A 21859-nucleotide genomic window follows, 5' to 3' on the forward strand; every position below is an offset into this window, starting at 1 on the left:
CGTTGCCACTTGCCAATCTCCACCCTTGTGGGGGAGATGCCCGGCAGGGCAGAGGGGGGTGCCTCACCCTGCCGTTCCAATCTGATCGGATTCGGCTCTAACGATCGCTCACTGCCCAGCGCGGGTTGATCCAGGGCTCCTGATTGGAGCGGGCGAGCGGCTGCCGGCCGAGAACATGGTCGGCGGCCTTTTCGCCGGTCATGATCGACGGGGCGTTGAGATTGCCATAGGTGACGTGCGGGAAGATCGAGGAGTCGGCAACGCGCAGGCCGTCGACGCCGATCACCCGCGTTTCCGGATCGACCACCGCCATCGGATCGTCCTTTGAACCCATCCTGCAGGTGCCGCTCGGGTGGTAGGCGCTCTCCAGATGCTCGCGCAGGAAGGCGTCGATCTCCTCGTCCGTCTGGACCTTTTCGCCCGGCTGGATTTCCGGACCGCGATATTGGTCGAAGGCCTTTTGGCCGAAGATCTCGCGTGTCAGGCGCACGCAATGGCGGAACTTCTCCCAGTCCTCGGGATGGCTCATATAGTTGAAGCGGATCACCGGATCGGCTTTCGGGTCGGAGGCGCGCAGCGTAACGCTGCCGCGCGACTTCGACAGGTTGTATCCGACATGCACCTGGAAGCCGTGCGTATTGGCGGCCGCCTTGCCGTCATAGCGGATCGCCACCGGCAGGAAATGGTACTGGATGTCGGGCTGCTTGACGCCCGGCGCCGACCGCAGGAAGGCGCAGGCCTCGAACTGGTTGGAAATGCCAAGGCCGGACTTGAAGAACAGCCATTGGGCACCCGCGACGCCCTGCCAGAACCAGGGCAGCCAGGAATAGAGCGAGACCGGCTTGGTGCTGACCTGCTGGAAATAAAACTCCATGTGGTCCTGCAGGTTCTGGCCGACACCCGGGCGGTCGACCTTCACCTCGATGCCCATTTCCTTCAGGTGAGCGGCCGGGCCGATGCCGGAAAGCATCAACAGCTTCGGCGAATTGAAGGAAGAGGCCGAGACGATCACCTCGCCGTTCGCCCTGACCACCTCGATGCGGCCGCCGCGCTCGATCTCGACGCCGGTGGCGCGGCCGTTTTCAATGACGATCCTGCGGGCGAAGCAACGGATCAGCTCGACATTCGGACGCTTCAGCGCCGGCTTCAGATAGGCGGAAGCGGCCGACCAGCGCCGGCCACGCCAGGTCGTCTGCTCCATGAGCCCGAAGCCTTCCTGCTTGGAGCCGTTATAGTCGTCGGTCATCTCGAATCCGGCCTGCTTGCCGGCTTCGACGAAAGCGTGGAAGAGCGGGTTCTTGACCGGGCCGCGCTGGACATGCAGCGGGCCATCGGTGCCGCGCCAGCCGTCCTCGCCGCCGTGCGAATGTTCCATCCGCTTGAAATAGGGAAGCACGTCGGCATAGGCCCAGCCCTGGGCACCGAGTTCCTCCCAGCGGTTGAAATCCTCCGCATGGCCGCGCACATAGACCATGCCGTTGATCGAGGAGGAACCGCCGATCACCTTGCCGCGCGGCGCGGTGATACGCCGGTTGTTGAGGTGTGGCTCCGGCTCGGAAAGATAGCCCCAATTGTAGCGGTTCATGCTCATCGGCCAGGCGAGCGCCGCCGGCATCTGGATGAACGGGCCGATGTCGGTGCCGCCGAACTCCAGCACGATGACCGAATTCTTACCGTCCTCCGACAGGCGATAGGCGAGCGCCGAGCCTGCCGAACCGGAACCGATGATGACGAAATCTGCCTGCATGCGAGTGTCTTTCTTCTGCGTAGATGCCTGCGGATGCCCCTTGCGGCGTTCCCCTCCCCAACCCCTCGCCACAAGGGGGAGGGGCTTACCCTGCCGCGCTCCGTTCTCCAGGGCCGTTGCCGCGAAGACGACGGTGCTGGTCCAGAGCGTAGGCGGCCTGCTAACCCCTCCCCACGTGGGGAGGGGTTGGGGAGGGGCTTTCGCTCAATAAGGCGCCTCCACCTTCCCCATGCCGACATAGACGGTCTTGAGCTCGGTATAGTGGTTGAGCGCCGCAAGCGAATTTTCCCGGCCGAAACCGGATTGCTTCGAGCCGCCAAAGGGGATCTCGACTGGTGCGAGATTGTAGGCGTTGATCCACAGCGTGCCGGCCTCGAGCTGGTCGGCGACCCGGTGGGCACGGGTGAGGTCGGCGGTGAAGACACCGGCGGAGAGGCCGAACTCGGTGGCGTTCGCCCGGGCGACGACCTCCGCCTCGTCGTCGAAGTCGAGCACGCACATCACCGGCCCGAAGATCTCCTCGCGCGCGATGGTCATTGCGTCGGTAACGTCGGCAAAGACGGTCGGCTGGATATAGGTGCCTTCGCTGTTGACCGCATTCGGAATGCCGCCGCCGGTGACGAGCCGGGCGCCTTCCGCCTTTCCCGTCTCGACATAGGAGAGCACCTTGTCGCGCTGCGCCCTCGACACCATCGGCCCGAGCTGCGTCGCCTCGTCCATCGGGTCGCCGATGACGATCGCTTCGGTGCGTTCCTTGAGCCGTGTCAGGAAGGCTTCCTTGATCTTCCGCTGCACGAAGACGCGGGTGCCGTTGGAGCAAACCTGGCCGGTCGAGTAGAAATTGCCGAGCATGGCACCGCCGATGGCGCTTTCGAGATCGGCATCGTCGAAGACGATCAATGGCGACTTGCCGCCGAGCTCCATGGTGACGTGCTTCAGTTCGGCCGCGGCAGCCGCTGCGACTTTCCTGCCGGTCGGCACCGAGCCGGTCAGCGAAACCTTGGCGACGTTGGGGTGGTTGACGAGCAGCGGCCCCGTGGCGCGGTCGCCCTGGATGACGTTGTAAAGGCCTTTCGGGAGGCCGGCTTCGATCAGGATCTCGGCGATCTTCAGCGCTCCGAGCGGGGTCATTTCCGACGGCTTGAACACCACGGCATTGCCGGCCACCAGCGCCGGGGCGCCCTTCCAGCAGGCGATCTGCTGCGGATAGTTCCAGGCGCCGATGCCGACGCAGACGCCGAGCGGCACCCGCTTGGTGAAGGCGAAATCCTGCCCAAGCGGGATATAGTCGCCATTAAGCGCCGCCGCCGCGACGCCGCCGAAGAACTCGAAAGCGTCGGCGCCGGAGGTCGGGTCGGCGACGATCGTTTCCTGGATCGGCTTGCCGGTGTCGAGCGTTTCGAGCTCGGAAAGCGCGCGATTGCGCGCGCGCATGATCTCGGCGGCGCGCTTCAGGATGCGGCCGCGCGCCGTCGGGCTCATTGCCGCCCATTCCGGCTGAGCTCGCTTGGCGGCGGCGATCGCCTTCTCGACGATCGCCGGCGTCGCCGCATGCAGCCGGGCAATCACTTCGCCAGTGGCGGGATAGATGCTCTCGAAAGGCGTACCGGCGGTATCCTCGACATATTCGCCGTCGATGAAGTGCGAGGCTTTCGGTTGGGCTTTCATCTCATTCTCCTCGCGGATAGCGTTTGGATTCCTCGAGATTGTCGAGGTTCATGTGGTTGCGCATGTAGCGCTCGGATGCCTTTTGCAGCGGCTGGTGATCCCAGGGGTAATAGGCGCCGTTGCGCAGCGCCTCGTAGACCACCCAGCGCCGTGCCTGGCTTTCGCGCACGGCGGCGTCGAAGGCCTCCATGTCCCAGTGCGCGGCGCGCATGTCGCGAAACGCGGTGAGGGTCGCCTGATCGACCGGCCCGCGCGGATTTTCCGCGAGATTTGTGCGTTCCAGCGGATCGGCCTCGAGGTCGTAGAGTTGGTCCGGATCAAGCGTGCAGTGGACATATTTCCACTTGCCTTCGCGGATCGCGACGAGCGGCGCGTAGGAAGCCTCGGCCGCATATTCCATCAGCACCGGCTCCATGCGCTCCGCCCCGTCGATCATCGGAAGCAGGCTAACGCCGTCAGTCCAGGGTTTCACCTCGTCCATCGAGATGCCGGCGAGATCGGCAAGCGTTGGCGTCACGTCGAGATTCGATGTCGGCGTCAGATGCAGGCCGGGTGCTACGCCGGGTCCGGCCACCATTAGCGGCACACGCGCCGAGCCTTCGAAGAAGTTCATCTTGAACCACAGGCCGCGTTCGCCGAGCATGTCGCCATGATCGGAGCAGAAGAGGATGAGCGTCTTGTCGAGCATCCTGGTCCGCGTCAGCGTATCGACAAGTTCCCCGACCTTCTCGTCGAGATAGGAGATATTGGCGAAATAGGCGCGGCGCGACTGGCGGATATTTTCCTCGGTCAGCTCGAAGTTCTTGTAGTCGCAGGAATGCATGATGCGCTGCGAATGCGGATCCTGCTCTTCGGGGGGGAGGGCGCCCACTTCCGGTTGAAGGTGTTTGCAGTCCTCGTAGAGATCCCAGAATTTGCGGCGTGCCACATAGGGGTCGTGCGGGTGCGTGAAGGAGACCGTGAGGCACCAGGGCCGGCGGTCCTGATCGTCGTTCTCCCGAGAAAGCTGGTAGAGCTTCTGGTTCGCCAGAAACGCCACCTCGTCGTCATATTCCATCTGGTTGGTGATTTCGGCGACGCCGGCCCCGGTGACCGAGCCGAGGTTGTGATACCACCAGTCGATGCGCTCGCCGGGCTTGCGATAATCCGGCGTCCAGCCGAAATCGGCCGGATAGATGTCGGTCGTCAGCCGCTCTTCGAAACCATGCAGCTGGTCCGGCCCGACGAAGTGCATCTTGCCGGAGAGCGCCGTGTAATAGCCGGCGCGGCGCAGGTGGTGCGCATAGGTGGGGATCGAGGACTGGTACTCCGCTGCATTGTCGTAGACGCGGGTGCGGCTCGGCAACTGCCCGGCCATGAAGGACGCGCGGGCGGGGGCGCAAAGGGGAGACGAGGTATAATTGTTGCGGAAGCGGGCCGACCGCTTTGCCAGCGCCTTCAGGTTTGGCGCATGCAGGAAGTCCGCGGGCCCGTCGGGAAAGAGCTTCCCGTTCAACTGGTCCACCATGATGATCAGGATATTGGGTCTGGCGGTCATGGTGCCCGTCCTTGGCGGCGAAGCTGGTCAAGATGGGTGGCTACATAGTCTTCCGTCAGGGCGATCGAAGCCTCGATGCTGATCGGCGCCGATTTCAGACTTTGCCGGATGTAAAGTCCGTCGATCATCGCAGCCGCGCCCTCGGCGATGCGTTCCGCGTCATCGGCGGGGCAGAGCGCCCTGAGGCTGGCGAGCAGATTGGAGCGCAGCCGCCGTGCGTAGACGACAAGCAGGCGCCGAACGTCCTCGCAGCGCTGCGCTTCCGAATAGAAGGCGAGCCAGGCGGCGACCGTGTCCGGCGCGAACTGATCGGCCCGGAAGCTGACGCGGACCAGAGCGCTCACCCTTTCACGCGGTGTTGCCGCCGCCTTCAGCTCGACGACCGCATCCTGACGCAATTGCCGGAGCAGGCTGCGGACCGTCGCGATCAAGAGTTGCTCCTTGCTGCCGAAATAATGATGCGCGAGCGCGGGCGAGACACCGGCTGTCCGGGCGATGTCGGACATGGTGACGGCAACCGTCCCCTGGTCGCCGATCACACGCAGCGTCGCGTCAACCAGCGCCTTGCGGCGCACCGGCTCCATCCCGACCTTCGGCATTTCGACCTCCTCCGACGGCGGTCATCATATTTTTGATTGATGCATCAATCAATAAAAAACCGTACGCTTTTTCCTTTCTTTTTGCCTGGAAATCCGGCTCAATCATGAGGCAGCGCCTGTGCTCCTCGCCAGGACTGGAGGTTGAAATGACCAACGCGTTCGAACCTATCGGAAGGCAGACCGTGGCAGGAAAGTGGGGATGGTTCGTGGCGCTCGGCGTGCTGCTGATCATGGCCGGCGGTATCGCCTTCGGCAATCTGCTAATGGCGACGGCGGCGTCAGTCTACTATGTCGGTCTCATCATGCTGATCGGCGGTTTGCTCAATCTCGCTCACGCCTATCAGGTGAAGGACTGGGGAGGTTTTCTCTACTGGGTGCTGAGCGGTGGTCTCTATGCGGCAGCGGGCCTTTTCGCCTTCATCAATCCGCTGCTCGCTTCGTCGATCCTGACCATTCTCATGGCGATCGCCCTGATCGTTGCCGGTGCCTTCCGGATCTGGGTCGGCTTCAGGCTCAGCCCGCTCGGCGGCTGGGGCTGGATCGTCATCGGCGGTCTCGTGACGCTCATCGCCGGTCTTGTCATCGCCGCCGGCTGGCCGGTCAACAGTCTGTGGATCCTCGGCCTGTTTCTCGCGGTCGATCTCGTCATGCAGGGACTGGCGCTGATCGCCTTCGGCGTACTCGTGAAGAGTTAGTCGGGGCGCAGAGAGATATTGCCCAGGCTTCATAAAACTTTCACATTCGCGAAAGCTTTCATTGACGCTTGCCGCCGATGCTGGCCGCCGGTCCGTCCGTCCTATCCTGGAGTCCGGCATGTCCGCCGCCCCTGCAGAACTGTTGTCGCTTCGTCGCTTCGGTGATGATCAGATCGTAACGCTCGCAAAGCTTGTCATAGAAAACGCCTTCCAACCGATTGTGGAGGCGACCACCGGCGCGGTGTTTGGTTACGAGTCGTTGGTCCGCGGTTTCGAGCGCCTGGGGTTCTCCTCGCCGCTCGAACTGCTCGACAAGGCGGAAGGCGCCGGGCAATTGCTCGCCCTCGAACATCTGATCAACAGCCGCGCCGTCGCAGCCTTTTCGACGCTGCCGGATTTCGCCGCGCGCACGCTTTTCCTGAATTTCGATTCGAGGCTGGTTGGCGGCGAGGGGGATATGGTCGAGCGGCTCGTCAATCATCTGAAGCGCGCCAACATCGCCCCGTCCTCGCTCTGCTTCGAACTGTCGGAACGTTTCGACGGCGGCAAGATGCCGGATTTTTCGGCCCTGGTCCGGCAATTGCGGCTTGCCGGCTTCAAACTGGCGATCGACGATTTCGGCGCTGGCTTCAATGGCTTGAAGTTGCTGTGCGACCAGCCGGTCGACTATGTGAAGATCGACCGACATTTTGTTTCCGGTATCGACAGGGATCCGCGCAAGCGCCATCTCTTGCGCCACGGCGTCAATATGGCGCATGCGCTCGGCACGCGGGTGATCGCCGAGGGTGTGGAAACGGAAGCCGAGTTCCTGGTCTGTCGCGATCTCGGCTGCGATCTGATGCAGGGCTATTTCATTGCCCGCCCGACGACGCACTTGAATGAGCTGCAGCCGGTCTATCCGCATCTCGAGTCCGGCGGCGTCCGGCGGCTCTCGTCCACACTGGACAGCATCCTGATCCGCAAGGAGATCGAACAGTTGCCGACGGTCAGGGAAAGCGACGATCTCGATTCCGTCTTCGATCTTTTCCGGCGCAATCCGCGCCAGGCCTTCTTTCCGGTGCTGAATGCCAATGGCGAGCCGCGCGGCATCCTGCACGAGTACCATGTGAAGGAGATGATCTATCACCCCTTCGGCCGCGATCTGCTGAAGAACCGTATCTACCAGCGCCGTATCTCGCACTTCGTCACGCCAGCGCCGATCGCCGACCTCGATACACCGGCCGACGAGATGCTGAAGATCTTTGCCGGCATGGATGGCAGCGATTGCGTCATCCTGACGGAGAACATGCGCTACGCCGGCATTCTGTCGGCTTCGTCGCTCCTGAAGATCATCAATGAGAAACAGTTGAAACTGGCGCAGGAGCAGAACCCGCTGACCGGCCTTCCGGGCAATCGGGCGATCCGCGATCACGTCCAGCACGCCATCCTCGACGGCGATGAGACGCGCTATTTCTGCTACTGCGATTTCGACGACTTCAAGCCCTTCAACGACACCTACGGCTTTCAGAAGGGAGACCTGGCGATCACCCTGTTCGCCGCGCTCCTGCGGCGCCATTTCATCGGCGAGGAGAAATTCCTCGGACATGTCGGCGGCGACGATTTCTTCGTCGGTCTCAGCGGACCGAGCGAAGCGGAACTTCGCGCCCTCCTGATGCGCCTCATCAATGATTTCCGCTCCGACGTCCGTCAGCTCTATTCGTCGGAACACCAGGCAGCGGGGCGGATCAGCGGGTATGACCGCGATGGCGGAGCCAAAGACTTTCCGCTGATGCGCTGTTCCATCGCTGTCCTTGTGCTTCCGCAGGGCTTCATCCTTTCCGACAGCCAGACGGTCAGCAAGAGGATTGCAGAGATCAAGGCGTGCGCCAAGGCGAGTGAAAGCGGATTGGTGCTGGAACTGGTCACCCGGCAATAAGGGCATTCGGTAACGGGCCTTTTCCGAGCCGCTGGCGGGCTATAGGTATACGCAATATGCCCTTGCGAGGATTACCGCCATGACCCTTCCAACGGAAATGACCTATGTCGACCTACCGAGCCCGGGGGGCGCGGAAAACATGGTTCTGGCGCGTGGCCCGCTGCCGGAGCTCAAGCCCGGCGAGATCTTGATCCGCGTCGAGGCCTTCGGCGTCAACCGGCCGGACGTCCTGCAGCGCAAGGGCGACTATCCGCCGCCGCCCGGCGCGAGCCCCGTTCTCGGTCTTGAAGTCGCCGGCGAGGTGGTCGACCTCGGCGAGAGCGCTGCGGGCTTCGCGATCGGTGACAAGGTCTGTGCGCTTGCCAATGGCGGCGGTTATGCCGAATTTTGCACGGTGCCGGCGACACAGGCGCTTCCCTGGCCGAAAGGTTACGACGCCGCCAAGGCGGCCGCGCTGCCCGAGACTTTTTTCACGGTATGGGCCAATGTCTTCGACATGGCGGGCCTGAAGGCCGGCGAGACCATCCTCGTTCACGGCGGTTCGAGCGGCATCGGCACGACGGCGATCCAGCTTGCCAGGGCCTTCGGTGCCGAGGTCTTCGCCACCGCCGGCAGTGCCGCGAAATGTACGGCCTGCGAGACGCTCGGCGCGAAGCGGGCGATCAACTACCGCGAGGAGGATTTCAAGGCGGTGGTGCTCGAAGCGACCGGCGGTCGCGGCGTCGATGTCATCCTCGACATGGTCGGCGGTCGCTATTTCGGCCGCAACCTTGCCTCGCTTGCCAAGGATGGACGCCTGTCGGTCATCGGGTTTCTCGGGGGCGCGCGCGTCGAGGACGCCAATATTACTCCGATTCTGACGAAGCGGCTGCGCGTCATGGGGTCCGCCTTGAGGCCGCGTACGGCCGAGGAGAAGCGGGCGATCCGCGACGGACTTGCCGCTCGGGTCTGGCCGCTTCTGGAAGCGGGCGACGTGGCGCCGGTCATTCACGCCGTTCTGCCCATTGAAGAGATTGCTGATGCCCACCGCCTGATGGAAGAGGGGGATCATATCGGAAAAATCGTGATGACGGTCGCGTGATATAAGACGATGGTCGCCCTTGTATTGCCGTGGAAATCGCCTACCTTGTGACCATCGGCAACAACAGAAAGGAAGGTGATCCAATGTCTAATGAGATTTCGGACCTCGTGACAGGCATGGGAGAAGTGAAGGAGTCGAGGCAGCCCTCGGCTTAAACCGCCACCTTCCTCCGGGCTCTAGAGCCCAAGCCTTACACAGGCCAAAACTCATGGAAGGGTCGCTAGCGCGGCCCTTTTCCATTTTCAGTCAAATACCGACCCGGCCGATCGCGGGTATCTTTATGCCTGGCCGGGCAATATCGATGCCGGCCACCAGCCCCATGAAATGCAGTTCCAGCCCGCTGCGCCAGCCGGCCGAAATGCCGGCGACGCCATAGAGCGTCGCATGCAGGTCGCGGCCGTCCGCGTCGATGTGGAACAGCTTGCCTTCGGGCAGATAGTCGCGTCCGACCGCATTCGGCGGCAAGACAATGTCGAGTTCGGGCACCGACCGCAGCACGTGGGCGACGAAGGTGTTGGAGTTCGGTCCCGGCCAGAGACGGTAGGCTCCGCGCGTCGAATAGGGATAGGCGGCAATCGCCTGCTCGACCTTCGGGATCAGCCGCTTCGCTTCCTCGCCTGTGACGACGGTCACGATGCGCGGCTCGTTCGAATACCAGCGGCCGTCGGCCTGATAGGCGTTCTTGCGGACCGGCTTGCCCCATCCGACCTTTTCGTAGCGGTCGTATGTGGAAGCGCCTTCCTCCTTCGTGACGATCCATGCGTGGCTCGCCACGGCGCCCTTCATGCCGCCGGTCGTTGCCGAGAACACATAGATCGCCGCCTCCGGACTGGCCGATGGCTCCGGCAGGATGTGAGCAGAAGACCAGTCCGCGTCGCGCCAGCTCTGCGGCCGCTCCTTGAAATACCATAGCCCTGCCGAGGCAAGCGCCGGAAGCAGGTAGATGACGGCGAAGGCGAGCAGCAGCCTGCGGAGGATTTTCATCGACAATGTCTTTTCTGCCGGTGGATTCCTGATAGATGCATAGCCCAAACTTGGAAAATTGAGGGCAAGACATGTCGAATCCCGTTCTGGTCGAAGTGACGCGCGGAAATCTGGTCGAAAGCCGCCACCGCGGCGCGGTCATCGCCGTCGACGGCGACGGCAAGACGCTGTTCGCGCTCGGCGAGACGGAGGCGGCCGTGTTCCCCCGATCCGCCTGCAAGGCCATGCAGGCCCTGCCGCTCATAGAAAGCGGTGCCGCGGACGCCTACGGCTTCGGCGACAAGGCGCTCGCACTTGCCTGTTCTTCGCATTCCGGTGAACCGGAACACGTGGCGCTCGCTGCCGAGATGCTGGCCGCCGCCGGCCGCGATGGCAGCGTGCTCGAATGCGGCGTCCATTGGTCCTTCTATCAGAAGAACCTGATCGCCCAGGCTCGCACCCTCGAAAAGCCGAGCGCGCTGCACAACAACTGCTCCGGGAAACACGCTGGTTTCGTCTGCGCCTGCTGCCATTCCGGCACCGGGGTCGAGGGCTATGCCGGCTACGATCACCCGATCCAGCAGGAGATTCGCGGCATCATGGAAGGCCTCACCGGCGCGCTTCTTACCCGCGACAATTGCGGTGTCGACGGTTGCTCGATACCGACCTATGCCGCGCCGATGAAGGGCCTCGCCCACGGCTTTGCCCGGATGGCGACGGGCGCGGGACTGGCGGCGGAGCGGGCGCGGGCCTCGAAGCGGCTGATTGCGGCCTGCATGGCCGAACCCTTCTATGTCGCCGGCACCGATCGCACCTGCACGCGGCTGATGAAGGCCGCACCCGGGCGCATCTTCGCCAAGACCGGCGCCGAAGGGGTGTTCTGCGCCGTGGTCCCGGAGAAGGGCATCGGCATCGCGGTCAAGTGCGAGGACGGTACGACCCGCGCCGCCGAATCGATGGTCGCGGCGACGCTTGCCCGCTTCTTCACCGACGACGAAGAGGTTCAGGCCGCCTTGATGGCGCTGGCCAATCATTCGATAAGCAACTGGAACGGCATCCATGTCGGCGACGTCCGCGTAACGGAAGCCTTCGCCTCCTAGGATGCCGCATGATCAGCGGGCGAAGTAAGGTGGTGCCGGCGGATCTCCCGCCGGACTGCGCGACTACTCGTCGACGTGCGGCTCCCCAACGAAGGTCAGAGTTGCCGTGTAGCCGGTCTCGTCTGCCGCACTGCTGCCTTCGAGCGGCACGTCGTGGCTGACGGCCAAGACGTTCAGCCCGGCATTGCGCAGGGCCACTTCCGCTTCGCCCTTGGCGTCGGTCTTCGCCGAGACGAGTTCCGGAAGGCCGACATAGTCGAGCATGACCTCTTTGCCCTCGAGCGGCTTGCCCTCGAAGAGCACTTGAATGCGGTAGGTCTCGCCCGGTCTCAGGCCGATCGGATTGTCGAGCGGCACGATCTGAAGCGGCTGCGGCGGGAAGGCCGGCAGCGTGTCGTGGGCATGGATCAGGGCGATGCTGTTCTTGATCGTATGGATTGCCCGGCGAGCGCCGGGCACCTCGCTCTTCGGCCTGTTCAGCCATTTCCCATTGGCATCCTCGCTCCAGAAGCCGTTGTCGAATTCCAGCGCGATCAGCGCCGGTTCGCTTTCCGGCTTGAGGAGAACGTGGTTTGCGGCGCGCTCGACCTTCACTTTGTTCCCGGTGCCGTCTTCGGCGGTCGCCGTCGCCCTGATGACCTTGGCGGGGTCGTAGCCATCGTCACCGGCGCCGTGACCATAGATGACGGCAAACTCCCCCCAGCGCTCCGCGACCCAGGCGCCGTGTGAAAGGGCAGGGCCCGCCGTCGAGAGTATGAGGCCCGTCGCGGCGAATAGGCAGGCTAGTTTCTGCATCAGTAACTCCTTAAATGTTATAACGTAACAATTCCAGATAGCGGCGAATTCCGGACCTTGTCAACTGCTGTGATTTCATCTCTTCTGCTTCGCTATCAGCGACTCTGTACCGCGCCGCTTGAGCATCCCGATGTAGGAGCATGATGATGCTGAAACTGTTTTATACGCCCGCGACCTGCTCGCTTGCATCGCATATAGCGCTGGAGGAGGCCGGCGCTTCCTATGAAGTCCATCGTATCGACTTCTCGAAAGCTGAGCAGACGAAGCCCGACTATCTCGCCATCAACCCGAAGGGCCGCGTTCCCGCTCTGGTGACGGACCGCGGCACGCTAACCGAAACGCCGGCGATTCTCACCTACATCGCTCAGGTCTTCCCGGGTGCCCGGCTCGCACCGAACGACCCCTTCGAGTTCGCACGGCTGCAATCCTTCCTGAGCTATCTCTGCTCGACGGTGCATGTGGCCCACGCGCACGCCCGGCGTGGCGCGCGCTGGGCGGACGATCCGGCCGCACACGAGGCGATGAAGGCGAAGGTTGCGAAGAACATGGCGGATTGCTTCGCCTTGATCGAAGACACGTTGTTCACAGGTCCCTTTGTCATGGGCGAGGGCTACTCGGTCGCCGATCCCTATCTTTTCACCATAGCAAGCTGGCTCGAGGGCGACGGCGTCGATCCGGTGCAGTTCCCGAAGATCCTCGACCACCGCAATCGCATGGCCGAGCGGCCGGCAGTCTCCAGGGTTCTGGCGGTGGTGCGGGCGTAAGGATCAGCGCGAACCGGTGGCGTCGAATTGCGCCGCCAGCCGCTTCGGGGCCTTTTCCCGCCAGGCGGCGATCAGTCTCTGCGTCAGTGCCTGATCGTCAATGACGGCGAGCCGCACCAGCATGGCCGGCCAGCCCTTGTAGTGGTCGGTCTCGAAGAAGAGCGACGGATCGAGCTCCATCAGCATTTCCTTCTCCTCGAGCGCGCACATCACCACAAGCGTCTCGGTGTCCTTCATCCGTGTGAAGCTCTTGCCTTTGACGAGCAGCGCCGGCGTGCCGTAGGAGGTGCCGACGGCAAGTTCCGGCAGCCCGGCCGCTTCGGCAAGGCGCCTGACGCGCTCAAAGCCTCTATCGATCTCCTGCATCATCGGTGAGCCATCGTTTGCCAGAAGCGGGATTGCACCCGAACTTTGGCCGTGATCAGGCCCCGTCGCAAGTGTTGATCGCCGCCGCGCGAGGCCATGGCCATCCGGGAAACGGCAGGTCCGCCAGCTCGCGCTCCGCCATGCGGGCGAGATCGGGATGCTGGAGCGGATCACGCAGCCAGACTGCGGACGATTCGGCTTGGCTGTCGCGCCCCGCTGCGACCAGCCTCAGAATAGAGAAAAGCTTCGACATGGCGGACCTCCATTCGGTGTGCCACGACGCCGTGGATACGCTCGGATCAATGGAAGCCGGCGACAATGCGTTGAATTACCGAAAAAATTCCTCATTGATCCAGACGTGTTACAATCAGCATCCTCCCGTTAGGACGAGTTTTCAATTGAGATTGCGACGTTGCTGGTTTAGAAAAACTATATGAAGGACCTCAACGCGATCCACCTGAACGGGCTGCGCGCCGTCGAGGCGGCCGGGCGGCTCGGGTCGCTTGCGGCCGCGGCGGACGAACTCGGCGTGACGCCCGGCGCGGTCAGCCAGCAAATTGCCAAGACCGAGGCGCAGCTCGGCCGGGCGCTGTTCGAGCGCCTGCCGCGGGGACTGGTGCCGACCGAGGCGGGCCGCTTGCTGCTGGTGCGGCTCTCGAGCGCCTTTGAAGAACTGGCCGAAGCGGTGGCCGAGGCGCGGCGCCGCGATGAATCGGTGTTGACGGTTTCGGTGGCGCCGGTCTTTGCGGCGCGCTGGCTGGTCTACCGGCTCAACCGCTTTGCCGACCGCCATCCGGAGATCCGGTTGAGAATTGACGCGACCACGAAGCTCGTCAACCTCGACACCTCCGATGTCGACATTGCCATTCGCGTCGGCGCGGGGCACTGGCCGGGCGTGCGCGCCGAATTGCTGTTGGAGCAGGAGGTCTTTCCGGTCTGTTCGCCGGCGCTGGCCGCGGGCTTGCGCCAGCCGGCCGACATCTTGACGCTGCCGGCGGTCATCGACGAGCACGCGATGTTCTCCTGGGAGGTGTGGCTGAAGACGGTCGGTCTGTCCGGAGCCGAGATGACCGTGCGCCACACCTTCAACGATGCGTCGCTGGCGCTCGACGCGGCCATTGCCGGCCAGGGCGTGATGATCGCCTGGCAGACGCTCGCCGGCTATGCGGTGATGAAGGGCAGCCTCGTGGCCCCGTTCGGGATCCGCGCTCGGACCGGCTTCGGGCACTATTTCGTGACCTCCGCCTCACGGCGCGAAAGCAAGGCGGCGCTCGCCTTCAAGCGGTGGGTACGCGAAGAGGTGGAGGAGGGGATGCGGCAGCTCGCTGCTGTTACGCCCCCCACAGCCGCTTCTCCATTGTCGCCTTGAGGGCCCGATGCGATTGCACCAGCCAGGCCTTGCGCGCGGGTGTTTGTCTCAGAGAGTTTTCTGGCTGGCCGTATCACGCGTTCGCGGTTGCAATGTGCGGTGCCACAATCGTGATTGCTTATCACTGGCGCAAGCGCGGCTCGAGCCGTAAATGCAAGTTTGGAGTGAGATCGTCGGGCGGTTTTAGCTTGCGTCCTGCTCCGACTTGCCGATATCGATCACCGGGATGGCTTTTGCTTCGACGAAAGATCATCGTGATCTCGTTGCAAGGAGCGGGACGGCGCAAATTGCGCGTCGCGCCGCTCGCCTTCCTCGCTGCACTCAAACCCACTAGAGTTCGATGTCATCGCTGCCCGTCCTTTCCCGCCGCCAGTTTCTCCGCACATCCGGGCTTGCAATCGCCTCCGCCGGCCTTGCGGGCTGCACGTCCTCGATGAACACCGACCGTTTTCGCCAGCAAACGATGCCGATCTACCGCAATCCGGCCCTCGAGAGCCGCTGGGTCGAGCCGGGTATGGTCGAAGAGCCGCTGACCGGTCTGCCGCCACAGGATGCCTACTATGGCCAGATCTACGCGCAGGCGGAGGACGGCGGCTTTCTCATTCCGGCCGTGCCCTACCACCAGATCGACCCGCGCTTCTACCGTCAGGAGGTCAGTGATCCCTTCGGCGAGGCGCCCGGCACGATCGTCGTCGATACGGCGGATCGCTATCTCTATCTGATCGGCTCTGGCGGCAGCGCCACCCGTTATGGCGTCGGCCTTGGCCGCGAAGGCTTCGCCTGGTCCGGGCGCGGGGTCATCCAATGGAAGCAGAAGTGGCCGAAATGGACGCCGCCGGATTCTATGATTGCCCGCCAGCCGGTGCTTGCCAAATATTCGGCCGACAACGGCGGCATGCCGCCGGGACTCGACAATCCGCTCGGCTCGCGCGCGCTCTACATCTTCCAGAACGGCCAGGACACGCTCTATCGCGTTCATGGGACGCCGGAATGGCAGTCGATCGGCAAGGCCGTCTCCTCCGGTTGCGTCCGCATGATCAACCAGGACGTCATCGATCTTTACAGCCGGGTACGCGGAAAGGCGCCGATTCTCGTCGTCTGACGGCGACGAACCGCGCGCTGTTGACGGGTCAGCCGGCTTCCGGTCCCTCGGCCTGACTGTCGGCGAGCCGCTGCGTCAGCCGATGCAGTGTGTCGCGCAGTTCGCCGACCTCTTCGAGGCTGCATCCCGTCGCCCTGCCGATCTCAGCAAGAATCTTGAACGCCTCGGTCTTCAGCCGCCGGCCGTTCTCCGTGAGGCTGACGATGACCTGCCTTTCGTCGGCCGGGTCACGCATCCGTCTGACATAGCCTGCCGCCTCAAGCCGTTTCAGGAGCGGCGAAAGCGTTCCGGAATCGAGCCCCAGTTCCTCGCCGATCCGCTTCACCGTCATGCCGTCCCGTTGCCAGAGCGCCAAGAGCACGAGATACTGCGGATAGGTGAGCCCGAAGCGGTCGAGGAGCGGCTTGTAGGCTCGGTTGAAAGCGTGCGTGGCGGAATAGACGGCAAAGCACAGCTGCTGCCCGAGGGCCAGCGCCTCGTCGGGCAATGCATCTTCAGATTTTACCGCTTTGTTTGTCATCCCGGTATTGTCGCAAATTCACGGACCAAAAGCAATTTGCAAAATTAATTTGCGTACAATTTAATTTTGCGCTATCAAATGTCCATCGACAGGGAAAACCAAGGAAGGAGAATCGCCATGCCCATTCTTTATCGCACCACTGCATCCGCTTCCGGGGGCCGCGCCGGCCAGGCCAAGAGCGCCGACGGCGTTCTTGACGTGACCCTCACACTGCCGAAGGAACTTGGCGGCGATGGGGCACGCGGCACCAACCCGGAGCAGCTTTTTGCCGCCGGCTATTCCGCCTGCTTCCTCGGCGCGTTGAAGTTCGTCGCCGGCAAGGAGAAGGTAAAGCTATCGGAAGACACGAAGGTGACAGGCACGGTTGGCATCGGTCCGCGTGACGACGGCACGGGTTTTTACATCGATGCGGCGCTTGAGATCTCTTCACCCGGCGTCGACAAGGCCGTGCTCGAGGACCTGGTCCAGAAGGCCCACATCGTCTGCCCCTACAGCCATGCGACCCGCGGCAATGTCGACGTGAAACTGTCGGTCGCCTGACGATATGCTGAGTATATGATGAAGCCCGCAACGGCGGGCTTCATCTTGCATTCTCAGGCTTTCCTGAGAAATTCCGTGCGCAGCACCAGCCCCTTGACCTTCTCGACGCGGCATTCGACCTCGTCCGGATTGTCCGTCAGGCGAATGCCCTTCACCAGCATGCCCCGCTTCAGCGTGGTCGAGGTGCCCTTCACCTTCAGGTCCTTGATCAGAGTGACGTTGTCGCCATCCTTCAGGATGGCACCGTTCGAATCCTTGACGTCCATGGCTGGCCCTTTCGCTGCATGATTCCTCAAACCGGAATCGACCGAAATAATCACGCAGCATTCAAAGTGCCACAGCGATTTTCTGGCGCCTGACTATCGCTTCAGGCTGCCGAGAATGCCACGGACCAGCGCCCGGCCCACCTGGGTTGCGACGGTGCGGGCGACCGACTTCATCGCAGCCTCCACTATCGTTTCGCGCTGGTAGCCGGACGAGCGCGGCCGGGACTGGCGGCCTTGGGCCGCCTCTTCCGCATCGTCGCCAAAGCCCGGCAGGGTCCAGCGGCTGCGGCCGGTCTGCTCTTCGGTTGCCTGCGCTTCGGCCTGCTCGGCGGCTTGAGCCGCCTTTTCGGCCCGCTTGGCGAGGATCTCGTAGGCCGATTCCCGGTCGAAGTCCTCGTCGTAGAGCCCACGCACCGGGCTGACATTCAAAGCATTCTGCCGCTCGGCCTCGGTCAGCGGACCGAGGCGCGAGGCCGGCGGCCGGATCAAGGTGCGCTCGACCATCGACGGTGACCCCTTGGCTTCCAGCGTCGAGACCAGCGCCTCGCCGGTGCCGAGATTGGTGATTACCTCGGCGCAGTTGAAATCCGGATTGGGGCGGAACGTCTCGGCCGCCGTCTTCACCGCCTTCTGCTCGCGCGGCGAATAGGCCCGCAGCGCATGCTGGACACGATTGCCGAGCTGGGCGAGCACGGTCTCCGGCACGTCGAGCGGGTTTTGGGTGACGAAATAGACGCCGACGCCCTTGGAGCGAATCAGCCGGACGACCTGTTCGACGCGCTCGACGAGCACCTTCGGCGCGTCGTTGAAGAGGAGATGCGCCTCGTCGAAGAAGAACACCAGCTTTGGCTTGTCCGGATCGCCGACCTCCGGCAGTTCCTCGAAGAGCTCCGACAGGAGCCAGAGCAGGAAGGTCGCATAGAGCCTCGGATTCATCATCAGCTTGTCGGCGGCGAGCACCGAGATGGCGCCACGCCCGTCATTCGTCGTGCGCATGATATCGGTGATCTTCAGCGCCGGCTCGCCGAAGAAGTGTTCAGCACCCTGCTGTTCAAGGATCAAGAGCTCGCGCTGGATAGAGCCGACGGACGACTTGGAGATGAAGCCGAACTGGTTCGAGAGCTCGCTCGCATTCTCGCCCATGTAGTTCAGCAGCGACTGCAGGTCTTTCAGGTCGAGGAGCGGCAGGCCGCCTTCGTCGGCGATCTTGAAGGCGATGTTCAAAACGCCCTCCTGGGCGTCGCTGGCATTCATCAGCCGCGATAGGAGAAGCGGCCCCATCTCCGTAAGCGTCGTACGGACCCGGTGGCCCTTTTCGCCGTAGAGATCCCAGAAGATCACCGGGAATTCCTGGAACTCATAGGGCGAAAGGCCGATCTGCTCGGCGCGCTTGACGAGGAAGTCCTTGGCCTCGCCGATCGCGCCGATGCCGGACAGATCGCCCTTGACGTCGGCGCAGAAGACGGGGACGCCGGCGTTCGAGAAACCCTCGGCGAGGATCTGCAGCGTAACGGTCTTGCCGGTACCGGTGGCACCGGTGACGAGCCCGTGGCGGTTGCCGAACTTCAGTTCGAGATATTCGGGCTTGTTGATCGAATCGTCCGGCTTGCGGCTGGTCCCTATATAGAGCTTGCCTTCCTGCTGCATGGCATTCCTCTCCGTCGAATCGATTTTGTCAATGGAACCGGGCATTTGCCGAATATCGTGCAAAGTCAGTCATCGAAATATTGCTCTCCTCTGTTATAGGCCGTGCACTGCGACGCGGCAACACGGGTTGAAAGTGGGACGGGTCTCCGCGAGCCGTTCAGCCTTGGATGTGGTGACACGGGACGGATAGCTGTTCCGGTGCTATTGTCATTTCGGAAGCGATATTTTACCTTGACGTCAACGTCAAAAATACACGAGGAGAATTCCATGAGTGAACTGGTTACGCGCGTGGCGGAAAATGTCGGTATCGATGCCGCGACGGCCGAAAAGGCAGTGGGCATGATTCTCGGCTTCCTGCAGCGCGAAGCCGCCGAAGGCCCGGTCGCCCGGATGATCGAGGCGATCCCCGGCGCAACAGAACTGGTCGCGCAATACAATGGCGAAGGCAGCAATGGCGGCGGCCTGCTCGGCGGACTGATGTCGGCGATCGGCGGCGGCGGCGTCATGGCGCTCGGCCAGCAACTGATGAGCCAGGGCCTCGGCATGGGCGAGATCACCGGTCTCGCCAGGGAAACCATCGCCTATGCCAAGGAAAGGGCCGGCGAGGAGGTCGTCGACGAGGTGGTCGCCTCCGTCCCGGGCCTCAGCCAGTTCGTCTGAGCCCGCAAGTTTTAAACCCCCTCTGGCCTATCGGTCAGAGGGGGCAGCACTCGTTGTTCTCACCTCACGCATCCCACACCGGCGCAAGGCCCTCCGGGTTGACGATCCGCCCGTCCGGGCGCGCGAGCCCGCGGATTGCCGCCATTTCCTCGCGCGTCAGCGCAAAATCGAAGATCGCGAAATTTTCCTTGAGCCGCGTCTCGGTGGCGGTCTTCGAGAGTGCAATCACATCCTGCTGCTGCACGAGCCATCGGAGCACCACCTGCGCCGCGGTCTTGCCGTGGCGGGCGCCGATGTCGTTCAGCAGGGGTTCGGTAGGCACCTTGCCGTTGGCCATGGCATAATAGGCCGTGAGCGACATGCCGTGCCGTCGGGCCGCCTGCAGCACCTGCGCCTGGTCGAGATAGGGGTGGTATTCGATCTGGTTCGTCGCAATAGGCGCCGCGCTGAGGCGCGCGGCCTCGTCCATCTGCGCCGTGTTGAAATTGCTGATGCCGATATGGCGCACCTTGCCCGCCTTGTGGACTTCGTTCAGAGCGCCGATGCGTTCTGCCATCGGCACGTCGCTGCCGCCGGGCCAGTGCAGGAGCAGCAGATCGACGTAGCCGGTCCTGAGCTTTCGAAGGCTTTCGTCGACCGAGGCAATGAAATCGTCATGCCGATATCTGTCGATCCAGACCTTCGTCGTCAGGAAGATGTCGGGGCGCGGAATGCCCGATCGATCGATAACTTCCCCGACCTCCGCCTCGTTGCCATAGGCCTGCGCCGTATCCACGTGGCGAAAACCGATCCCCAGGGCTTGCGGCAGGATGCGCAGCACCTCGGCTCCCGACATGCGGAAAGTCCCGAAACCGAGGGCGGGGATGTTGGCACCGTTCGAATTGACTGCATGCATGGAAGGCTCCTTGATGAAGGTCGCGGCGGAAGAGACATGCTCCTATACTTGTCGCGGCCGGTCGCGCCTTCAAGGCGGGGACGGTTCAGCGCGCCTTGACGGCAACGATGAACAGGCGGGGAAAGCGCAGCAGCACGCGTCCGTCGGCCATCGCCGGATAGGCCCTGCGGATCTTCTCGGCATAGGCGGCAAGATAATCCTTGCGCCGGTTAGCGGGCAGCGCGTCGAGATAGGGGCGCAAGCCAGTGCCTTTCACCCATTCGACGATGGCATTCGCGCTGGCGAGCGGATGGTAATAGACCGTGTGCCACACTTCGACCTTCGCCGCTTTCGGGGCCAGCCGTTCGAGATAGGTCCTGGGCGACGGCAGCGGCACCCGCCGGATTGCCCGGCCGTGAAAGGCCCCGGCGAAAGCCCGCTCTTCCGCCGTTTCCTGCATCAGCAGATGCGACGGTTCGTCGAGATTGTCGGGCATCTGAACGGCCATGGTGCCGCCGGGCGCCAGCGCGTCGACGAGCCGCTCGAGGAGGTCGATATGTTTCGGCAGCCATTGAAACACGGCGTTGGCGAAGAACAGCGCCGCCCCTTGCGGCGGCGTCCAGGCCGTCAGATCGGCCCTTTCGAAGCGCAGGCCGAGCAGCCGCTTGCGGGCGGCCTCCAGCATGTCCTCATCGCCGTCGATGCCCACCAGCGGGGTGCTCGGAAAGCGTTCCAGAATGAGTTGCGTCGAATTGCCCGGTCCGCAGCCGAGGTCGAAGGCGGGACCGGCGGGCAGATCGGGGACCTGCGCCAGGAGATCGCGCGCCGGCCGCGTCCGTTCGTCCTCGAACTTCACATACTGCGCTGCCGACCAGGCCATGGTGGCGCTCCTTATATGCCGAATTGCAGGCTTTCCAGCGAAGGCAGAATGAGTGACGGGCCGTGGTCCTTGTATTCGTCCGGCATATCGGCGCGGTTGATCCAGACCGTGCGGAATCCGAATTTGGTCGCACCGGCAATGTCGAAGCGGTTCGACGACTGGAACGACACCGCATGCGGATAAAGCCGGTACTGCGTCGTCACCAGGTCATAGACGGCCGGTGCCGTCTTGAAGGTCTTGACCGTGTCGACCGAGAAGACGTCGTCGATGATGATGTCGAGGGCGGCATTCTTGACGGCCGATGCCAGCATCGCCGGCGAGCCGTTCGAGAGGATGGCGATGCGGGCGCCGCGCTCCTTCAGCCCCTTGAGCACCGCCGGAACCTCCGGATAGCAGTCAAGCGCCCAATAGGCGTCCAGCAGAGGCTTCTTGAGCTTCGGGTCGGCGGAGGGAAAGCGGGCGAAGGCGTAGTCCAGCGATTGCTCGGTCAATTGCCAGAAATCGACATAGGCGCCCATCAGCGAGCGGACCCAGGAATATTCGAGCTGCTTGGCGCGCCAGAGCTCGGAAAAGGCCTGGCCGTCCGGGCCGATCGCCTCGGCGTGCCGGCGCACGGCCGCGTGGACATCGAAAAGCGTGCCATAGGCATCGAAGACATAGGCCGCATGAGACATTGAACTCTCCCGTCATTGCCATCGTCGGCGGGGCGTTCCCTATTGCTGCCGAACGATGCTCTTGCGACGAAGGACGCGCCGCTTCTCCATTTTGTTT

General features: G+C 63.1%; 24 protein-coding genes. 9 read left to right on the forward strand and 15 right to left on the reverse strand.

Features of this window, described 5'->3' with window-relative positions; translation table 11 throughout:
- Nucleotides 1-97 precede the first annotated feature (97 nt).
- The 5 genes from betA to RHIBR816_RS38060 all read right to left on the reverse strand — a co-directional run bounded on the left by betA (nucleotide 98) and on the right by RHIBR816_RS38060 (nucleotide 5657).
- Complete coding sequence (betA, locus tag RHIBR816_RS0123640) at nucleotides 98-1747, reverse strand: choline dehydrogenase (RefSeq protein ID WP_018239078.1); 1650 nt, start codon at nucleotides 1745-1747, stop codon at nucleotides 98-100.
- 204 nt (nucleotides 1748-1951) lie between these two features.
- Nucleotides 1952-3415, reverse strand: coding sequence for a betaine-aldehyde dehydrogenase (betB, locus tag RHIBR816_RS0123645; protein WP_018239079.1), 1464 nt, complete (start codon nucleotides 3413-3415; stop codon nucleotides 1952-1954).
- 1 nt (nucleotide 3416) lies between these two features.
- Nucleotides 3417-4952: a choline-sulfatase gene (gene betC / locus RHIBR816_RS0123650; protein ID WP_018239080.1), complete on the reverse strand. Its 1536-nt coding sequence runs from the start codon at nucleotides 4950-4952 to the stop codon at nucleotides 3417-3419.
- Nucleotides 4949-5551 carry a transcriptional regulator BetI gene (gene betI, locus RHIBR816_RS0123655; protein WP_018239081.1) on the reverse strand — a complete coding sequence of 201 codons (603 nt, stop codon included), beginning with the start codon at nucleotides 5549-5551 and terminating at the stop codon, nucleotides 4949-4951. The genes betC and betI overlap by 4 nt, the downstream gene beginning before the upstream one ends.
- Nucleotides 5505-5657 carry a hypothetical protein gene (locus RHIBR816_RS38060; protein WP_198294155.1) on the reverse strand — a complete coding sequence of 51 codons (153 nt, stop codon included), beginning with the start codon at nucleotides 5655-5657 and terminating at the stop codon, nucleotides 5505-5507. Before RHIBR816_RS38060 ends, betI begins: the two co-directional genes overlap by 47 nt.
- A 40-nt stretch (nucleotides 5658-5697) precedes the next feature.
- Here RHIBR816_RS38060 and RHIBR816_RS0123660 point away from each other — a divergent pair, with 40 nt between their 5' ends.
- From RHIBR816_RS0123660 to RHIBR816_RS0123670, 3 genes are all read left to right on the forward strand, one after another.
- Entirely contained in the window at nucleotides 5698-6246 is a 549-nt protein-coding gene (locus tag RHIBR816_RS0123660) for an HdeD family acid-resistance protein (protein WP_018239082.1), read from the forward strand.
- 118 nt (nucleotides 6247-6364) lie between these two features.
- Nucleotides 6365-8161: a GGDEF domain-containing protein gene (locus RHIBR816_RS0123665; RefSeq protein WP_026187359.1), complete on the forward strand. Its 1797-nt coding sequence runs from the start codon at nucleotides 6365-6367 to the stop codon at nucleotides 8159-8161.
- 79 nt (nucleotides 8162-8240) lie between these two features.
- Nucleotides 8241-9242 carry an NAD(P)H-quinone oxidoreductase gene (locus RHIBR816_RS0123670; RefSeq protein WP_018239084.1) on the forward strand — a complete coding sequence of 334 codons (1002 nt, stop codon included), beginning with the start codon at nucleotides 8241-8243 and terminating at the stop codon, nucleotides 9240-9242.
- Between the two features lie 246 nt (nucleotides 9243-9488).
- Here RHIBR816_RS0123670 and RHIBR816_RS0123675 read toward each other — a convergent pair whose 3' ends face one another.
- Nucleotides 9489-10226, reverse strand: coding sequence for a DUF3750 domain-containing protein (locus RHIBR816_RS0123675; protein WP_018239085.1), 738 nt, complete (start codon nucleotides 10224-10226; stop codon nucleotides 9489-9491).
- A 71-nt stretch (nucleotides 10227-10297) separates the two neighbouring features.
- On the opposite strand from RHIBR816_RS0123675, the gene RHIBR816_RS0123680 reads away from it, so the two are divergent.
- Complete coding sequence (locus tag RHIBR816_RS0123680) at nucleotides 10298-11305, forward strand: asparaginase (RefSeq protein WP_018239086.1); 1008 nt, start codon at nucleotides 10298-10300, stop codon at nucleotides 11303-11305.
- A gap of 63 nt (nucleotides 11306-11368) precedes the next feature.
- On the opposite strand, the gene RHIBR816_RS0123685 is transcribed toward RHIBR816_RS0123680, so the two are convergent.
- The gene (locus RHIBR816_RS0123685) at nucleotides 11369-12100 is read right to left on the reverse strand and encodes a DUF4198 domain-containing protein (RefSeq protein ID WP_018239087.1); all 732 of its coding nucleotides are present in this window, start codon (nucleotides 12098-12100) and stop codon (nucleotides 11369-11371) included.
- Between the two features lie 146 nt (nucleotides 12101-12246).
- Here RHIBR816_RS0123685 and RHIBR816_RS0123690 point away from each other — a divergent pair, with 146 nt between their 5' ends.
- The gene (locus RHIBR816_RS0123690; RefSeq protein ID WP_026187360.1) at nucleotides 12247-12864 is read left to right on the forward strand and encodes a glutathione S-transferase family protein; all 618 of its coding nucleotides are present in this window, start codon (nucleotides 12247-12249) and stop codon (nucleotides 12862-12864) included.
- Between the two features lie 3 nt (nucleotides 12865-12867).
- Here RHIBR816_RS0123690 and RHIBR816_RS0123695 read toward each other — a convergent pair whose 3' ends face one another.
- Both RHIBR816_RS0123695 and RHIBR816_RS0123700 read right to left on the reverse strand, forming a co-directional pair.
- On the reverse strand, nucleotides 12868-13233 hold the full coding sequence (locus tag RHIBR816_RS0123695) for an MmcQ/YjbR family DNA-binding protein (RefSeq protein ID WP_018239089.1): 366 nt from the start codon (nucleotides 13231-13233) through the stop codon (nucleotides 12868-12870).
- A gap of 52 nt (nucleotides 13234-13285) precedes the next feature.
- A complete protein-coding gene (locus tag RHIBR816_RS0123700) occupies nucleotides 13286-13483 on the reverse strand; it encodes a hypothetical protein (protein ID WP_018239090.1) in 198 nt (65 codons plus the stop codon).
- 180 nt (nucleotides 13484-13663) lie between these two features.
- Here RHIBR816_RS0123700 and RHIBR816_RS0123705 point away from each other — a divergent pair, with 180 nt between their 5' ends.
- Nucleotides 13664-14599, forward strand: a complete 936-nt coding sequence (locus RHIBR816_RS0123705) for a LysR substrate-binding domain-containing protein (RefSeq protein ID WP_018239091.1) — start codon at nucleotides 13664-13666, stop codon at nucleotides 14597-14599.
- 340 nt (nucleotides 14600-14939) lie between these two features.
- Complete coding sequence (locus RHIBR816_RS0123710; protein ID WP_018239092.1) at nucleotides 14940-15701, forward strand: L,D-transpeptidase; 762 nt, start codon at nucleotides 14940-14942, stop codon at nucleotides 15699-15701.
- Between the two features lie 28 nt (nucleotides 15702-15729).
- On the opposite strand, the gene RHIBR816_RS0123715 is transcribed toward RHIBR816_RS0123710, so the two are convergent.
- The gene (locus RHIBR816_RS0123715) at nucleotides 15730-16221 is read right to left on the reverse strand and encodes a MarR family winged helix-turn-helix transcriptional regulator (RefSeq protein ID WP_026187361.1); all 492 of its coding nucleotides are present in this window, start codon (nucleotides 16219-16221) and stop codon (nucleotides 15730-15732) included.
- A gap of 117 nt (nucleotides 16222-16338) precedes the next feature.
- On the opposite strand from RHIBR816_RS0123715, the gene RHIBR816_RS0123720 reads away from it, so the two are divergent.
- A complete protein-coding gene (locus RHIBR816_RS0123720; RefSeq protein ID WP_018239094.1) occupies nucleotides 16339-16761 on the forward strand; it encodes an organic hydroperoxide resistance protein in 423 nt (140 codons plus the stop codon).
- 53 nt (nucleotides 16762-16814) lie between these two features.
- On the opposite strand, the gene RHIBR816_RS0123725 is transcribed toward RHIBR816_RS0123720, so the two are convergent.
- Both RHIBR816_RS0123725 and RHIBR816_RS0123730 read right to left on the reverse strand, forming a co-directional pair.
- Nucleotides 16815-17027 carry an alkylphosphonate utilization protein gene (locus RHIBR816_RS0123725; protein WP_018239095.1) on the reverse strand — a complete coding sequence of 71 codons (213 nt, stop codon included), beginning with the start codon at nucleotides 17025-17027 and terminating at the stop codon, nucleotides 16815-16817.
- A gap of 93 nt (nucleotides 17028-17120) precedes the next feature.
- Entirely contained in the window at nucleotides 17121-18674 is a 1554-nt protein-coding gene (locus RHIBR816_RS0123730) for a helicase HerA-like C-terminal domain-containing protein (RefSeq protein WP_026187362.1), read from the reverse strand.
- Nucleotides 18675-18941: 267 nt separating this feature from the next.
- On the opposite strand from RHIBR816_RS0123730, the gene RHIBR816_RS0123735 reads away from it, so the two are divergent.
- Nucleotides 18942-19334, forward strand: a complete 393-nt coding sequence (locus RHIBR816_RS0123735; RefSeq protein ID WP_018239097.1) for a DUF2780 domain-containing protein — start codon at nucleotides 18942-18944, stop codon at nucleotides 19332-19334.
- 64 nt (nucleotides 19335-19398) lie between these two features.
- Here the strand turns inward: RHIBR816_RS0123735 and RHIBR816_RS0123740 are convergent, their stop codons facing one another.
- The 3 genes from RHIBR816_RS0123740 to RHIBR816_RS0123750 all read right to left on the reverse strand — a co-directional run bounded on the left by RHIBR816_RS0123740 (nucleotide 19399) and on the right by RHIBR816_RS0123750 (nucleotide 21762).
- Nucleotides 19399-20229, reverse strand: a complete 831-nt coding sequence (locus RHIBR816_RS0123740) for an aldo/keto reductase (protein ID WP_018239098.1) — start codon at nucleotides 20227-20229, stop codon at nucleotides 19399-19401.
- A gap of 85 nt (nucleotides 20230-20314) precedes the next feature.
- Complete coding sequence (gene tam, locus RHIBR816_RS0123745) at nucleotides 20315-21088, reverse strand: trans-aconitate 2-methyltransferase (protein ID WP_018239099.1); 774 nt, start codon at nucleotides 21086-21088, stop codon at nucleotides 20315-20317.
- An 11-nt stretch (nucleotides 21089-21099) separates the two neighbouring features.
- A complete protein-coding gene (locus RHIBR816_RS0123750) occupies nucleotides 21100-21762 on the reverse strand; it encodes a haloacid dehalogenase type II (protein ID WP_018239100.1) in 663 nt (220 codons plus the stop codon).
- Nucleotides 21763-21859: the final 97 nt, after the last annotated feature.

The organism is Ensifer sp. BR816, assembly GCF_000378985.1.
Lineage (GTDB): Bacteria > Pseudomonadota > Alphaproteobacteria > Rhizobiales > Rhizobiaceae > Sinorhizobium.

Coding starts and splice junctions, on each gene's coding strand:
- RHIBR816_RS0123675 (WP_018239085.1), bottom strand. CDS start 10,226: ATGAAAATCCTCCGCAGGCTGCTGCTCGCCTTCGCCGTCATCTACCTG.
- tam (WP_018239099.1), bottom strand. CDS start 21,088: ATGGCCTGGTCGGCAGCGCAGTATGTGAAGTTCGAGGACGAACGGACG.
- RHIBR816_RS0123735 (WP_018239097.1), top strand. CDS start 18,942: ATGAGTGAACTGGTTACGCGCGTGGCGGAAAATGTCGGTATCGATGCC.
- RHIBR816_RS0123660 (WP_018239082.1), top strand. CDS start 5,698: ATGACCAACGCGTTCGAACCTATCGGAAGGCAGACCGTGGCAGGAAAG.
- RHIBR816_RS0123710 (WP_018239092.1), top strand. CDS start 14,940: ATGTCATCGCTGCCCGTCCTTTCCCGCCGCCAGTTTCTCCGCACATCC.
- RHIBR816_RS0123695 (WP_018239089.1), bottom strand. CDS start 13,233: ATGATGCAGGAGATCGATAGAGGCTTTGAGCGCGTCAGGCGCCTTGCC.
- RHIBR816_RS0123705 (WP_018239091.1), top strand. CDS start 13,664: ATGAAGGACCTCAACGCGATCCACCTGAACGGGCTGCGCGCCGTCGAG.
- betI (WP_018239081.1), bottom strand. CDS start 5,551: ATGCCGAAGGTCGGGATGGAGCCGGTGCGCCGCAAGGCGCTGGTTGAC.
- betA (WP_018239078.1), bottom strand. CDS start 1,747: ATGCAGGCAGATTTCGTCATCATCGGTTCCGGTTCGGCAGGCTCGGCG.
- RHIBR816_RS0123715 (WP_026187361.1), bottom strand. CDS start 16,221: ATGACAAACAAAGCGGTAAAATCTGAAGATGCATTGCCCGACGAGGCG.
- RHIBR816_RS0123740 (WP_018239098.1), bottom strand. CDS start 20,229: ATGCATGCAGTCAATTCGAACGGTGCCAACATCCCCGCCCTCGGTTTC.
- RHIBR816_RS0123725 (WP_018239095.1), bottom strand. CDS start 17,027: ATGGACGTCAAGGATTCGAACGGTGCCATCCTGAAGGATGGCGACAAC.
- RHIBR816_RS0123690 (WP_026187360.1), top strand. CDS start 12,247: ATGCTGAAACTGTTTTATACGCCCGCGACCTGCTCGCTTGCATCGCAT.
- RHIBR816_RS0123750 (WP_018239100.1), bottom strand. CDS start 21,762: ATGTCTCATGCGGCCTATGTCTTCGATGCCTATGGCACGCTTTTCGAT.
- RHIBR816_RS0123700 (WP_018239090.1), bottom strand. CDS start 13,483: ATGTCGAAGCTTTTCTCTATTCTGAGGCTGGTCGCAGCGGGGCGCGAC.
- RHIBR816_RS0123730 (WP_026187362.1), bottom strand. CDS start 18,674: ATGCAGCAGGAAGGCAAGCTCTATATAGGGACCAGCCGCAAGCCGGAC.
- RHIBR816_RS0123670 (WP_018239084.1), top strand. CDS start 8,241: ATGACCCTTCCAACGGAAATGACCTATGTCGACCTACCGAGCCCGGGG.
- RHIBR816_RS0123685 (WP_018239087.1), bottom strand. CDS start 12,100: ATGCAGAAACTAGCCTGCCTATTCGCCGCGACGGGCCTCATACTCTCG.
- betB (WP_018239079.1), bottom strand. CDS start 3,415: ATGAAAGCCCAACCGAAAGCCTCGCACTTCATCGACGGCGAATATGTC.
- RHIBR816_RS0123680 (WP_018239086.1), top strand. CDS start 10,298: ATGTCGAATCCCGTTCTGGTCGAAGTGACGCGCGGAAATCTGGTCGAA.
- RHIBR816_RS0123665 (WP_026187359.1), top strand. CDS start 6,365: ATGTCCGCCGCCCCTGCAGAACTGTTGTCGCTTCGTCGCTTCGGTGAT.
- betC (WP_018239080.1), bottom strand. CDS start 4,952: ATGACCGCCAGACCCAATATCCTGATCATCATGGTGGACCAGTTGAAC.
- RHIBR816_RS0123720 (WP_018239094.1), top strand. CDS start 16,339: ATGCCCATTCTTTATCGCACCACTGCATCCGCTTCCGGGGGCCGCGCC.
- RHIBR816_RS38060 (WP_198294155.1), bottom strand. CDS start 5,657: ATGATTGAGCCGGATTTCCAGGCAAAAAGAAAGGAAAAAGCGTACGGT.